The sequence below is a fragment of the Xanthomonas sp. NCPPB 1067 genome, from assembly GCF_020783795.1.
GTDB lineage: Bacteria > Pseudomonadota > Gammaproteobacteria > Xanthomonadales > Xanthomonadaceae > Xanthomonas > Xanthomonas melonis.
In genome coordinates this window covers 144,472-157,555 of sequence record NZ_JAJGQG010000008.1, presented here as the reverse complement: position 1 = coordinate 157,555, position 13,084 = coordinate 144,472, and the positions used below count along the sequence as shown (strand labels likewise).

Sequence of the window (13,084 nt, the reverse complement as noted above, 5' to 3'; positions counted from 1 at the left end):
GGTGAGATGACCACTCCGTCTTCCCGCTCCGTGCGCCCCGGCAGTGTGGTGCGCACGGTCCGTCGCCATCGCGGCGGCCGCAGCGCCACGGTGCAGGACATGGTGGCGGCCGAAATGCCGGTCGCCTTCGTCTACAACAGCGTGCCGTTCGCGGTGATGATGGCCACGCCGGAGGACCTGGAGGACTTCGCACTCGGGTTCTCGCTGAGCGAAGGCATCGTCGATCACGCACAGGATCTGCGCATGATCGCGGTGGAGACGTTCCTGGAAGGCGCTTCGTTGCAGATCGAGATCCCGCCCGAGCGGGCAGCCGCGCTGGACCGGCGGCGGCGCAACCTGGATGGCCGCAGCGGTTGCGGGGTGTGCGGCAATGAATCGATCGAGGCGGTGCTGCGTGTGCCGCCAGTGCTGCAGTCTTCGCTGCAGATCGAGGTGGACGCACTGGCGCATGCACTGGATGCGCTGCACGCACGGCAGCCCATCGCCGCACAGACCGGCGCGGTGCATGCCGCCGCGTGGGCGGATGCACGGGGCGAGGTGCAGCTGGTGCGCGAAGACGTGGGCCGGCATAACGCCCTGGACAAGTTGATCGGTGCATTGGCGCGCGCAGGCATCGATGCATCGCACGGATTCGCGGTGGTCACCAGCCGCGCCAGTTACGAGATGGCCATGAAAGCCGCGCAGGCCCGGATACCGCTGCTCGCAGCGATTTCCGCGCCGACCGCGCTGGCGATCAGCCTGGCCGACAGTGCGGGCCTGACCCTGATCGGGTTTGCCCGCGATCACGATTGTGTCGTTTACAGCCATCCGCAGCGCCTGAACCTGGGCGTGGCGGTGGGAGAGCCCGCATGAGCAAGAAGACCATCAAGCAATACGACAATCCCGCTGGCGGCTGGGGCGCCTTGCGCTCGGTGGCCAAGCACCTGATGGAACAGGACATCGCGGTGCAGGGCGCCAAGACGCTGCTGCATGCCAACCAGCCGGACGGCTTCGACTGCCCTGGTTGTGCCTGGCCCGACCGCGATCACACCTCCACCTTCGAGTTCTGCGAGAACGGCGCCAAGGCCGTGGCGGCCGAATCCACCGCGCGCCGCGCCGGGCCGGAACTGTTCGCCTCGCACAGCGTCAGCCTGTTGTCGCAATACAGCGATTACTGGCTGGAAGGGCAGGGACGCCTGACCCAGCCGATGCGCTACGACGCGGCCACCGACCACTACGTGCCGGTGAGCTGGGACGCGGCGTTCGCGCAGATCGCCAGCCATCTCAACGGCCTGGCGAGCCCGGACGAGGCGATCTTCTACACCTCCGGGCGCACCAGCAACGAAGCGGCGTTCCTGTATCAATTGTTCGTACGCGAGTTCGGCACCAACAACTTCCCCGACTGCTCCAACATGTGCCACGAGCCCTCCGGCACTGCGCTGCGTTCGCAGATCGGGGTGGGCAAGGGCACCGTGTCGCTGCACGATTTCGAGCTGGCCGATGCCATCTTCATCTTCGGCCAGAACCCGGGCACCAACCACCCGCGCATGCTGGGCGAGCTGCGCCAGGCCTCCAAGCGCGGTGCGGCGATCGCCGCGTTCAATCCGCTGCGCGAGCGCGGGCTGGAAAAATTTGCCGACCCGCAGGACAAGCTGGAGATGCTGCACAACGGCTCCACCCGCATCGCCTCGGATTATTTCCAGCTCAAGATCGGCGGCGATCTGGCCGCGATCAAGGGCATCATCAAGCACGTGCTGGAGCGCGATGCGCAGGCCCAGCACGAGGGCGCAGCACGCCTGCTGGACCTGGATTTCATCGCCGAGCACACCGCCAATTTCGACGCTTTCGCTGCGGACGTGGCAGCGGAATCCTGGGACACCATCGTCGAGGAATCCGGCCTGGACGAGGCGGCGCTGCGCAAGGCCGGCGAGATCTATCTGAAGGCCGAGCGCGTGATCGCCTGCTGGGGCATGGGCATCACCCAGCATAAGCATTCGGTGGCCACCATCCACATGATCACCAACCTGTTGCTGCTGCGTGGCCACCTGGGCCGCCCGGGTGCGGGCGTTTGCCCGGTGCGCGGGCACAGCAACGTGCAGGGCGATCGCACCATGATGATCTACGAAAAGCCGCCGGCGGCGTTTCTGGACAAGCTGCAGACGGTGTTCGGTTTCGCCCCGCCGCGCGCAGACGGCTTCGATACCGTCGGTGCCATCGAGGCGATGCTGGACGGCCGCGGCAAGGTGTTCTTCGCGATGGGCGGCAACTTCGCCGCCGCCACGCCCGATACCGATGCCACCCACCGCGCACTGCGCAACTGCGAGCTCACCGTCCACGTCACCACCAAGCTCAATCGCAGCCACCTGGTGCATGGACGCGATGCGCTGATCCTGCCCTGCCTGGGGCGCACCGAAATCGATATCCAGGACGCCGGCTCGCAGGGTGTGACGGTGGAGGATTCGATGAGCATGGTGCACCTGTCGGCGGGCATCAATCCGCCGGCCTCGCCGGACCTGCTGTCCGAGCCGGCGATCGTGGCGCGCATGGCCGAAGCCACGCTGGGCGCGCGCAGTGCGATCCGCTGGCGCTGGCTGGTGGGGGACTACGATCGCATTCGCGATCTCATTGCGCAGGTGTTTCCGGACTTCGCCGACTTCAACCAGCGGGTACGCGTGCCGGGCGGCTTCCGCCTGTCCAACACCGCACGCGACCGCAAGTGGGTGACGCCCGAGCAACGCGCGGTGTTCAAGCCGCATGCGGTGCCCACCGACAACCCCATCCATCGGGCGCGCCGCAGCCGTGACGACCGGATGGTGTTCACGTTGGCCACCACCCGCTCGCACGACCAGTACAACACCACCATCTATGGCCTGGACGACCGCTATCGCGGCGTGTTCGGCGAGCGCCGGGTGCTGTTCATCAACGGCGCCGACATCGCGGCCTTGAACATGAAGGCCGGCGACTGGGTGGACCTGGAAAGCCTGTGCGAGGACGGCGTACGCCGCGAGGCGCGGCGCTTCCTGTTGGTGGACTACAACATTCCGCGCGGCTGTCTGGCGGCGTACTACCCGGAAACCAATGCGTTGGTGCCGCTGTCCAGCTTCGCCGACGAAGCGCGTACGCCGACCTCCAAGTCGATTCCGGTGATCGTGCTGCCGCACCGGGCCGAAACCGCCGATGCGGCGCCGCGCGACATCGGAGCGGTGCTTGTCCGCTGACCCACAGCTCACCGCGCTGCTGCTTGCCGCATTGGCCGACACGCCAGAGGGCGTGTCGCTGGCGCGCCTGTGCAAGCAACTGGGCGTGCGCATGAGCGTGCTGCTGCGCACCCTGGCGTGGTTGGGTAACGCCAGTCTGGACGGTCAGCCCGGTCCGGGCTGGATCCAGGTAGAAGACCGCGGCGAGCGCCAATTCGCAGTGCTGACGGATCTCGGACTGGCAGCGCATGCGCAACGTGCAATGACGCAAACGCAGCAGGGCGACTGAGCAACTTGCTGGTTCTTCCCGGCTGCTTCACCTGCACGGGAAGCTCGATCAGATGCAACCTGATCCGAACAGCGCAGTCCATGCTTTGCTTGCAACCAAACGCACCGACCACCTCGACAGGTCCTTGGCCGCTCACCGTCGCGGGACCTTACGCGGCATGGATGCCGCGTAAGAGCCTACACGGACGTACTTGCGGCGTGTCCCGCGATGGTGGGCGGGCAAGGACCTTGCAGCAAAACTGCAGATCATCCGCTCTACAAATAATCTATCAACACTGTCCGACGGCTCCAAAGCAAACGAGATTCCGAGTGTTGGCGGTGCCTGAGGACATGCTTGCGACGTGCCCCGCGATGATGGGTGGGCAAAGGTCCTGCTACCAAACCGCAGACCCGAGGCTCTGAAACTGACGCATTCTCAGCGCGGTCAATCATCAGCTGACGACAGTCCGCTTTGCTCTCCCGATCATTATCCGACGAGAAGCTGATTCGGTCCGAAAGGCAAGCAATCACGGCTGTAACTTTTCGCGAGCAGGTTGGCTTGCGCAAACCGTTGCTGCTATCTGCCAAAATCGGCTGACTTGTCTTGTCTGGATACCGATCAACGATGACTGCTGCTGCGCCGCTTGCTGCTCCCATCAATTCGCCTGCGCGCGTGCTGTTCGCCAGCCTGATCGGCACCACCATCGAGTTCTTCGATTTCTATATCTACGCCACTGCCGCGGTGCTGGTGTTCCCGACGCTGTTCTTTCCGGCGGGCGACGGCAGCGCGGCGATGCTGCAGTCGCTGGCCACCTTCGCGGTGGCCTTCATCGCGCGGCCGGTGGGCTCGGCGGTGTTCGGGCATTTCGGTGACCGCATCGGCCGCAAGGCCACCCTGGTGGCGGCGCTGTTGACGATGGGCCTGTCCACGGTGGCGATCGGCCTGCTGCCAGGCTATGCGCAGATCGGCGTACTGGCGCCGGCGTTGCTGGCGGTGTGCCGCTTCGGCCAGGGCCTGGGCCTGGGCGGCGAATGGGGCGGAGCGGTGTTGCTGGCCACCGAGAACGCACCGCCCGGCAAGCGCGTGTGGTACGGCATGTTTCCGCAGCTCGGTGCGCCGCTGGGTTTCTTGTTGTCCACCGGCACCTTTCTGGGCATGGGGGCATTGTTGGACGATGCCGATTTCATGGCCTGGGGCTGGCGGGTTCCGTTTCTGGCCAGCGCCCTGTTGGTGATCGTCGGCCTGTGGGTCCGCCTGAGCATCACCGAGACACCGGATTTCCAGAAGACCCTGGATCGCGACACGCGCGTGCGCCTGCCGCTGGGCACGGTGATCTCGCAACATTGGCCAGCCCTGATCGTCGGCACCCTGGGCGCGTTCGCCACTTTCGTGCTGTTCTATCTGATGACCGTGTTTGCCTTGGGCTACGGCACCAAGAGCCTGGGCTACGACAAGGAGCAGTTCCTGCTGCTGCAGATGGCTGGCATCGTGTTCTTCGCGCTGGGCATCCCGTTGTCGGCGAAGTTCGGTGACCGGCACGGCGCGCCACTGGCGATGATGCTGGCCAGCATCGCCATCGTCGCATTCGGGTTGGCGTTTGCACCGCTGTTCCAGGCCGACCATCCGCTGCAGGTGCTGGCCTTTCTGTCGCTGGGATTCTTCTTCATGGGCCTGACCTACGGACCGTGCGGAACACTGCTGGCGCAGTTGTATCCCACCGAGGTGCGTTACACCGGTGCCTCGCTGTCGTTCAATCTGGCGAGCATCCTGGGCGCGGCGCCGGCGCCGTATGTCGCCACCCAGCTGGCAGCGCGCTACGGAGTGCAGGCGGTGGGGTATTACCTTGGCGGTGCGGCGGTGCTGAGCCTGTTCGCGCTGATGGTGGCGCGCAGCTCGCGTCGTTGAGAGGGTCTTGCGTGGACGCGTCTATGGATTCGCAGGAACGCACACGGGCGCGGCGGGCTTGTCGGAAGAGCTTCATCGCGCCCGGGAGCGCTCCTGCAAGGCGATCGCTGTGCCCAGCCGGAGCCGATCCGAGGTGCGCTTGAAAGCGCAGTGCCGTTGCGGCGGCGATCAGCTCGCCAGACGGACCTGGTTGCGGCCGCCGGCCTTGGCCAGGTAGAGATATTTGTCGGCTTCGTTCAACAGGTGATGCAGCGACTGGTCGCCTTCGGTCGCGATGCAGACGCCGATGCTCACCGTCATGCTCAGCGTTTCATCGCCGATGCGCACGCGTAGCGCGCTGATGCGTTCGCGCAGGGTTTCGAAATAGCTGGCGGCGTTGGCCGCATCCAGCCCCGGCACCAGCAGGCAGAATTCCTCGCCGCCGAAGCGTGCCACCAGGTCCTGCGGACGCGCATGCCCGGAGACCGAAGCGGCCACCGCACGCAGGGCCTGGTCGCCGGCTTCGTGGCCCCAGGTGTCGTTGATGTGCTTGAAGTGATCGATATCCAGCATCGCCGCGGTGACGGTCTGTTCCTGCGACAGCAGCTTGGGGATCACCCGCTGGCTCTGTTCCAGGAAGTAGCGCCGGTTCGGCAGGCCGGTGAGGAAGTCGCGCGTGGCCAGGTCCTGCAGCGTGCCGATCAATTCCAGCTGGTCCACGTTCTGCGAAACGCGGCAGAAGAATTCCTCGCGCGAGAACGGTTTGCGCAGGAAGTCGTTGGCGCCGTTCTTCAGGAAGCGCGGGATCAGCGACGAATCGCTGTTGCCGGAGATGCCGATCACCGCCACCTTGTCGCGCGAGCGGATCGCACGCAGCCGGCGGGTGAATTCCACCCCTTCCATGCCGGGCATTTCCTGGTCGACGATGGTCAGGCGGATGCCCGGATCGCGCTCGATCGCCTCCAGGCCGGCCGCACCGTCGGCCGCCAGCACCACCCGGTAGCCGTACATCGACAGCAGCGCGGCGGCATAGGTGCGTGCGGACAACGAATCGTCCACCACCAGTGCGCCGATGCGGCGATTGCGTTCCAGGCGCTGCACCAGCCAGGCCAGGTACTCGATGCTGCCCGGTGCGTTCTTGAGCACGTAGTCGATGATCTGCTGCTGCAGTACGCGCTGGCGCAGATCCTCGTCGTAGACGCCGCTGACCACCACGGTGGGCAGGTTGCGCGACAGGAAGAACTCCACCACCTTGTCGCGATCGCCGTCTACCAGCACCAGGCCGGTCAGGACCAGGAACCAGCCGTCTTCCTCGTCCAGGACACGCGCCGCTTCGGCCAGGGTCGAAACGACCGTGACCGGCAGTTCCACGCGTTGCTCGATGGCTTCGCGCAGCATGCTGGTGAACGTACGCGAGTTCTCCACAAGCAGCACGCGCTGCGGCAGGACTGCGCTTTCACTGTTGCGATTTAGGGTGCCTGGGGACATCGGTTGGCCGTGTGGATCGAACCGTCAGACCAGCTAACGGCTCGGCCCGCAAAAACTTGAGCGCCTTGTCGCAGCCTGCACGGTGCCGGCGGCGGTCGTCACCACAGTGCGTCGCGCAGCCGGTACCAGCTCATGGCCGCCACCAGCAACGGGGCGCGCAGCCGTTGTCCGCCGGGGAAGGGCCGGTGCGGGATGCGCGCGAACACGTCCAGCCGCCGGCTCTGGCCGGCGATGGCTTCGGCGATCACCTGGCCGGCCAGGCCGGTCGCGGCGACGCCGTGGCCGGAGAAGCCTTGTGCGAAATACAGGTTCGGTGCGAGCCGGCCCCAGTGCGGGGCGCGGTTGCGGGTGATGTCCACGTAGCCGCCCCAGACGGTGTCCAGCGACACCTCGCGCAGCTGCGGGAACACCGTGTGCATGCGCCGGGTCATCAGCGCATGCAGCCGCAGCGGCGGGCGCGCAGAGTAGCTGGCGCGCCCGCCGAACAGTAGCCGGTGGTCCGCGCTGAGGCGGTAATAGTCCAGCGCCCAGTTGGTATCGGCCACCGCCATGTCGTTGCCGATCAGTGCCCGTGCGCGCGCCGCGCCCAGCGGCGGCGTCGCGCCGACATAAGTGCCCACCGGCATGATCCGCCGCTCCAGCTGCGGGGCGACGCCATGCAGCAGGGCATTGCCCGCGATCACTCCGAAGTCTGCGGTGACGTCGCCGTGGGCGGTCTGCATGACGACCTGGGCGCCGTGCTTGAGCCGGGTCACCGCAGAATCTTCGAAGATGCGCACGCCGGCGGCCAGCGCGGCGCGCGCCAGGCCGAGCGCGTAGGCCAGCGGATGCAGGTGGCCGCTGGCGGGATCGAACATCGCGCCCAGGTACAGCGGGCTGTCCAGCACTTGCCGCAGACGCGCGCGGTCCCACCATTCCAGCGGGTAGTCGTAGCGCTCGGCCATGCGCACGATGCCGTGCTGCAGGGCGCGCACCTGGCGCGGCTTCAACGGCACATGGGCGTGCCCGTCGCGCCAGTCGCAGGCGATGGCGTAGCGCTGGATGCGCTGGCGCAGCCACTGCATGCCCTCGCGCGAGAAGTCGAACAGCAGCCTCGCATCGGCATCGCCGACCAGCGTTTCCAATGTCTCCTGCTCGCAGCCATAGCCGACGATGGCTTGGCCGCCATTGCGCCCGGACGCGCCCGAGCCGATGCGCCTTGCCTCCAGCACGACCACCCGGTAGCCGGCTTCGGCCAGGGCCAGGGCGGCGCTCAGGCCGGTGTAGCCGGCCCCGAGGATGCACACGTCGGCGTGCCGATCGCCCTGCAGGCGCGGCTGGGTGGGCAGGGCCGGCGTGCTGCGTGCGTACCAGCTGTCCGGATAGCCGCTACCTGGCGTGTCGCTGGACGCTGCGGCCGGGCTGTCCATCACACGGTGCGCAGGTACCGGGCGTAATCCAGGTCCGGCACCAGCGCCTGGTAGTCGAGCAACTCGCGTTGCTTCTGCTGGCCGAACACATGCTGGAACTGCGTGCCGAACCGGGAGCCGATGAACGCGTTGGCCAGGAAGGCATCCACCGCGCCCTGCCAGGTGCGCGGCCGGAATACCGATTGCGCGTAGGCATTGCCGGTCACCGGGGCAGTGGGCTCGCCGGGGTGTTGCAGCCCATCCAGCATGGCTGCCAGCACCGCGGCGGCCACCAGGTAGGGATTGGCATCGGCGCCGGCGATGCGGTGCTCGATACGGGTGTTGCGCGCATCGCTATGCGGGATGCGCAGCGCCACGGTGCGGTTGTTGACGCCCCAGCTGGCATCCAGCGGCACGAACGCATTGCTGACAAAGCGGCGGTAGCTGTTGGCATGCGGGGCGAACAGCAGCAGGCAGGCATCCGCGTGCCGCTGCAGTCCGGCAAGGGCATGCCGCAGCGGTGCGGCGGGCGCGTGCGCGGGGCCGGCCAGCACGTTGTTGCCTTCGCCATCCAGCAGGCTTACATGCAGATGCAGGCCGCTGCCGGCCTGGCCGGAAACGGGCTTGGCCATGAAGCTGGCGAGCGTGCCTTGCTGCTGCGCAATGGCCTTGATGGTGCGCTTGAGCAGGATCGCCTCGTCGCAGGCAAGCAGCGCATCGGCGCGATGCTGCAGGTTGATCTCGAACTGGCCAGGCGCGTACTCGGCCACCGCGGTGTCGGCCGGAATGCCCTGCAGCCGGCAGGCGGCGGTGACCGCATCGGTGAAGCCACGCTGATCGTCCAGGTCCTGCAGCGCATACACCTGGGTGCTGGCGCTGCGGATGCCGGTGACCGGGTCGCGCGGCGTCTGCGGGCGGCCCTGCGCATCGGGCAGCGCATCGAACAGGTAGAACTCCAGCTCCACCGCAATCACCGGGGTCAAGCCGAGCGCGGCGAAGCCGGCCAACACCCGTTGCAGCACCGCGCGCGGCGCCACCTCGAACAGCTGGCCCTCCGGGGTGTGCATCGCAAGCAGCAGCTGCGCCATCGGCTGCGGGGCCCACGGCACCGGCCGCAGCGAACCGGCGATCGGCCGGCAGATGCGGTCGGCATCGCCGATTGCATACCCCAGCCCGGTTTCTTCCACGGTCGTACCGGTGATGTCGGTGGCGATCAGCGACATCGGCAGGCACACGCCATCGCGATACACCTTGCCCAGCGCGTCGGCGGTAATGCGCTTGCCGCGCAGCACACCGTTGGTATCGGGTAGCACCAGATCCACCGATACGCATCCGGGAATGCGCGCCAGGGTCGCGGCATCGGCAGCGGGCAGGGATGCAACGGAGTTCTCGGAAGCCATGGACACCACCTGCAAAGTCGCCGCCCAGCCTAGCAAAGCGGGTGTGAGCAGGGCAGGGGATGCATCGTGTTGCGGGCAATGGTCGCAGGCGAGGACACTGGCACGCATCTGCCACACCGGACGGCCCGATCCTGGTCTTCGCTGGCCCGGATCTGCCGGCCATGCGAGGGCATTCGATATCGCGTGTCACACAGTCAGCGCTCTACCGTGCCATCTTGGCGCGTGTCATGCACCGGGGGGTCAGGGCGAGGCAGTCAGTGGCGTACCAGGCGGGCGCCGCGCTGCCGCTGACGACCGATGCCTCTGTTCGACGTGCCTGATACGCTCAGGGGACGTCGATCAGGCCTGTCGCCATCATGCCGCCCAGCGCGGCCAGTGAGGTCGTATGTCGCTTCGCACACGTTCGCGCATCGCCACGCCCAAGCAGCCGGAAAGCGCCTTGCGGCGCTGGCTCAAGGAACGCCATATCACCGAAGTCGAATGCCTGGTGCCTGACATCACCGGCAACGCCCGCGGCAAGATCATTCCGGCCGACAAGTTCTCGCACGACTACGGCACCCGGCTGCCGGAAGGCATCTTCGCCACCACCGTCACCGGCGACTTCCCGGACGATTACTACGCGCTGACCTCGCCGTCGGACTCGGACATGCAGCTGCGCCCGGATGCCTCCACCGTGCGCATGGTGCCGTGGGCCGCGGACCCCACCGCGCAGGTCATCCACGACTGCTATACCAAGGGCGGCGAGCCGCACGAACTGGCGCCGCGCAATGTGCTGCGGCGTGTGCTGGACGCGTATGCGCAGGTCGCGTTGCAGCCGGTGGTGGCACCGGAGCTGGAATTCTTCCTGGTGCAGAAAAATACCGACCCGGATTTCCCGCTGCTGCCGCCCGCCGGGCGCTCAGGTCGGCCGGAAACCGCGCGGCAGTCGTATTCCATCGACGCGGTCAACGAGTTCGATCCCATCCTGGACCTGATGTACGACTACTGCGACGCCATGCAGCTGGACGTGGATACCCTGATCCACGAATCCGGTGCGGCGCAACTGGAAGTCAATTTCACCCATGCCGACGCCCTGTCGCGTGCGGATCAGGTGTTCCTGTTCAAACGCACCATGCGCGAGGCCGCGCTGCGGCATGGCGTGTACGCGACATTCCTGGCCAAGCCGATGGAAACCGAGCCGGGCAGCGCGATGCACATCCATCAGAGCCTGCTGCATGCCGGCACCGGCAAGAATGTGTTCAGCGGCAAACGCGACGGCGGGTTCAGCGACACCTTTGCGCATTATCTGGGCGGGTTGCAGAAATACATTCCGCTGGCGATGGGGCTGCTGGCGCCCAACGTCAATTCGTACCGGCGGCTGATGTTCGGCGAAGTATCGCCAAGCAATGTGCTGTGGGGTTTCGACAACCGCACCTGCGGGCTGCGGGTGCCGATCGATGCGCCGCAGAACATGCGGGTGGAAAGCCGCTTCGCCGGCTCCGACGCCAATCCGTATCTGGCGATGGCGGCGACATTGGCCTGCGGGCTGCTGGGCATCCGCGAGAAGCTGGAGCCGACGCCACCGATCGACAGCAACGGAAAAGAGCAGGGCTACGACTTGCCGAGATCGTTGGGAGAAGCACTGGATGGCCTGGAAGGCTGCGAGGCGTTGCAGGAATTATTGGGCGCACGGTTCGTGCGGGCTTACATCTCGGTGAAGCGAAAGGAGTACGAAACGTATTTCCGGGTGATCAGTTCGTGGGAGCGGGAGTTCTTGCTGTTGAATGTGTGAGCGCTGTGGTCGAGACCCGTGCCAGGCGTTTCCGTTCTTCCGCCGGGAGGATGTGCGGGCTGCGGAGGTGGCGAGATGTTTCCTTCTCCCGGCGGGAGAAGGTGCCCGAAGGGCGGATGAGGGCGACGCAAGTGGCACGGCACCCGGTGTGTACGGCAGTGGCATTGGAGAACCTGCGCCTGCTGCAGGACGAAGGCAGCGTGGACACCGCGCGGACGCAGCGTGCCCCGTCTCTGGCGCAGCGCCGGGCCGTTACGCAAGGCGCGCGCAGTCGATGGCGGTGATGGCGCGACGGTGCGATCGTTGCGCCAGCCGCATGCACGCTTCCGCCCCCGGCACACACGGCGCGCCTGCCCGCCGCACGAACCATGCTGGGCAAACCCGTGCGCCATGCGTAGGCTGGACGATGGGCCGCATGCCGGCCGCACCGCCCCGCCGCTCTGGAGATCCGTATGACGCTGCGATTGCTCGCCCTGTTGCTGTCCATCACCCTGTTGTCCGGCTGTGGCCGTCGTGACGCGCAAGGCGACGCGGATGCGCAGGCCAAGGTCCTCAACGTCTACAACTATTCCGACTACATCGCCGAAGACACCATTCCGGCCTTCGAGAAGAGCACCGGCATCAAGGTCACCTACGATGTGTTCGACAGCGACGAAATGGTGGAAGCCAAGTTGCTGGCCGGCGGCAGCGACTACGATGTGGTGGTGCCCACGCTCAACTTCTTCGGCCGGCAGATCCAGGCCGGTGTGTTCCTGCCGCTGGACAAGCGCAAGATTCCCAACCTGGCCAATCTCGATCCGGACGTGATGCGCCGCATCGCGGCGCAGGACCCGGGCAATGCCTACGGCGTGCCCTACATGATCGGCACCACCGGTATCGGCTACAACGTCGACAAGCTCAAGGCGATCTTCGGCACCACCGACGTGGCCAACAGCTGGGATCTGGTATTCAAGCCGGAGAATCTGTCCAGACTCAAGGACTGCGGCGTGACCATCCTGGACACGCCCTCGGACATGCTTCCGATCGCGCTGAACTACCTCGGACTGGATCCGCACAGCACCGCGCCGGCAGAGATCGAGAAGGCCGCCGCCCTGATCAAGACCATCCGCCCGTATGTACAGAACTTCCACTCCAGCCAGTACGTGAGCGCGTTGGCCAACGGCAATACCTGTCTGGCGGTGGGCTGGTCAGGCGACATCATCCAGGCGCGCGATCGCGCAGTGGAAGCCGGCAACACCATCAAGGTGGCCTACGCCATCCCGAAGGAAGGCGCCCCGCAGTGGTTCGACATGCTGGCCATTCCCAAGGATGCCAGGCATCCGGAAAACGCCTACGCCTTCATCAATTATCTGCTCGCGCCCGACGTGGCCGCGGCCAACACCAACTTCATCCACTACGCCAACCCGGTGCGCACCGCCACGCCGCTGGTGGATGCGGCGATCCGCAACGACCCCACCATCTACCCGCCGCCGGAGGTCACCGCAAAGATGTTCACCTATGCGATCAATCCGCCCGAGGTAGACCGCTTGTATACGCGGCTATGGACGGAGATCAAGACCGGCCGTTGAGCTGAGTGAAGCGCTTTGTGCATTGGCGAAGCGGCACGCTGGTCGCCGGTCGGGCGGGTCGCGTCGAATGGCCGCGTGGTGACGTGCGTGCGGCCTCAGCACACTCCCCGCCGCGGCGCATGCGGGTCGTTGCCCATGCCG

General features: G+C 66.4%; 9 protein-coding genes. 6 read left to right on the top strand and 3 right to left on the bottom strand.

Going from position 1 to position 13,084, the window contains the following annotated elements; genetic code table 11:
• The first annotated feature begins 6 nt into the window (after positions 1-6).
• From fdhD to LL962_RS08995, 4 genes are all read left to right on the top strand, one after another.
• Entirely contained in the window at positions 7-852 is an 846-nt protein-coding gene (gene fdhD, locus LL962_RS09010) for a formate dehydrogenase accessory sulfurtransferase FdhD (protein WP_228316651.1), read from the top strand.
• Positions 849-3,197 carry an FdhF/YdeP family oxidoreductase gene (locus LL962_RS09005; protein WP_228316650.1) on the top strand — a complete coding sequence of 783 codons (2,349 nt, stop codon included), beginning with the start codon at positions 849-851 and terminating at the stop codon, positions 3,195-3,197. Before fdhD ends, LL962_RS09005 begins: the two co-directional genes overlap by 4 nt.
• Positions 3,187-3,465 (top strand): hypothetical protein, encoded by a 279-nt coding sequence (locus LL962_RS09000; RefSeq protein ID WP_054593001.1) that lies wholly within the window; start codon positions 3,187-3,189, stop codon positions 3,463-3,465. Before LL962_RS09005 ends, LL962_RS09000 begins: the two co-directional genes overlap by 11 nt.
• Positions 3,466-4,068: 603 nt before the next feature.
• Positions 4,069-5,349: an MFS transporter gene (locus LL962_RS08995; protein ID WP_228316649.1), complete on the top strand. Its 1,281-nt coding sequence runs from the start codon at positions 4,069-4,071 to the stop codon at positions 5,347-5,349.
• 168 nt (positions 5,350-5,517) lie between these two features.
• Here the strand turns inward: LL962_RS08995 and LL962_RS08990 are convergent, their stop codons facing one another.
• The 3 genes from LL962_RS08990 to LL962_RS08980 form a co-directional block, all read right to left on the bottom strand.
• Complete coding sequence (locus LL962_RS08990) at positions 5,518-6,816, bottom strand: diguanylate cyclase (protein WP_167395275.1); 1,299 nt, start codon at positions 6,814-6,816, stop codon at positions 5,518-5,520.
• A 98-nt stretch (positions 6,817-6,914) separates the two neighbouring features.
• Positions 6,915-8,225 carry an NAD(P)/FAD-dependent oxidoreductase gene (locus LL962_RS08985; protein WP_228316648.1) on the bottom strand — a complete coding sequence of 437 codons (1,311 nt, stop codon included), beginning with the start codon at positions 8,223-8,225 and terminating at the stop codon, positions 6,915-6,917.
• Positions 8,225-9,604, bottom strand: coding sequence for a glutamine synthetase family protein (locus LL962_RS08980; protein ID WP_228316647.1), 1,380 nt, complete (start codon positions 9,602-9,604; stop codon positions 8,225-8,227). The genes LL962_RS08985 and LL962_RS08980 overlap by 1 nt, the downstream gene beginning before the upstream one ends.
• A 385-nt stretch (positions 9,605-9,989) precedes the next feature.
• On the opposite strand from LL962_RS08980, the gene LL962_RS08975 reads away from it, so the two are divergent.
• Together LL962_RS08975 and LL962_RS08970 are read left to right on the top strand one after the other, a co-directional pair.
• Positions 9,990-11,375 (top strand): glutamine synthetase family protein, encoded by a 1,386-nt coding sequence (locus tag LL962_RS08975; RefSeq protein ID WP_228316646.1) that lies wholly within the window; start codon positions 9,990-9,992, stop codon positions 11,373-11,375.
• Between the two features lie 452 nt (positions 11,376-11,827).
• Positions 11,828-12,943, top strand: a complete 1,116-nt coding sequence (locus LL962_RS08970) for a polyamine ABC transporter substrate-binding protein (protein ID WP_228316645.1) — start codon at positions 11,828-11,830, stop codon at positions 12,941-12,943.
• Positions 12,944-13,084: the final 141 nt, after the last annotated feature.

Excerpts from the sequence above, each read along its gene's own strand:
- fdhD (WP_228316651.1), top strand. The coding sequence starts at position 7 with ATGACCACTCCGTCTTCCCGCTCCGTGCGCCCCGGCAGTGTGGTGCGC.
- LL962_RS09005 (WP_228316650.1), top strand. The coding sequence starts at position 849 with ATGAGCAAGAAGACCATCAAGCAATACGACAATCCCGCTGGCGGCTGG.
- LL962_RS08995 (WP_228316649.1), top strand. The coding sequence starts at position 4,069 with ATGACTGCTGCTGCGCCGCTTGCTGCTCCCATCAATTCGCCTGCGCGC.
- LL962_RS08990 (WP_167395275.1), bottom strand. The coding sequence starts at position 6,816 with ATGTCCCCAGGCACCCTAAATCGCAACAGTGAAAGCGCAGTCCTGCCG.
- LL962_RS08985 (WP_228316648.1), bottom strand. The coding sequence starts at position 8,225 with ATGGACAGCCCGGCCGCAGCGTCCAGCGACACGCCAGGTAGCGGCTAT.
- LL962_RS08980 (WP_228316647.1), bottom strand. The coding sequence starts at position 9,604 with ATGGCTTCCGAGAACTCCGTTGCATCCCTGCCCGCTGCCGATGCCGCG.
- LL962_RS08975 (WP_228316646.1), top strand. The coding sequence starts at position 9,990 with ATGTCGCTTCGCACACGTTCGCGCATCGCCACGCCCAAGCAGCCGGAA.
- LL962_RS08970 (WP_228316645.1), top strand. The coding sequence starts at position 11,828 with ATGACGCTGCGATTGCTCGCCCTGTTGCTGTCCATCACCCTGTTGTCC.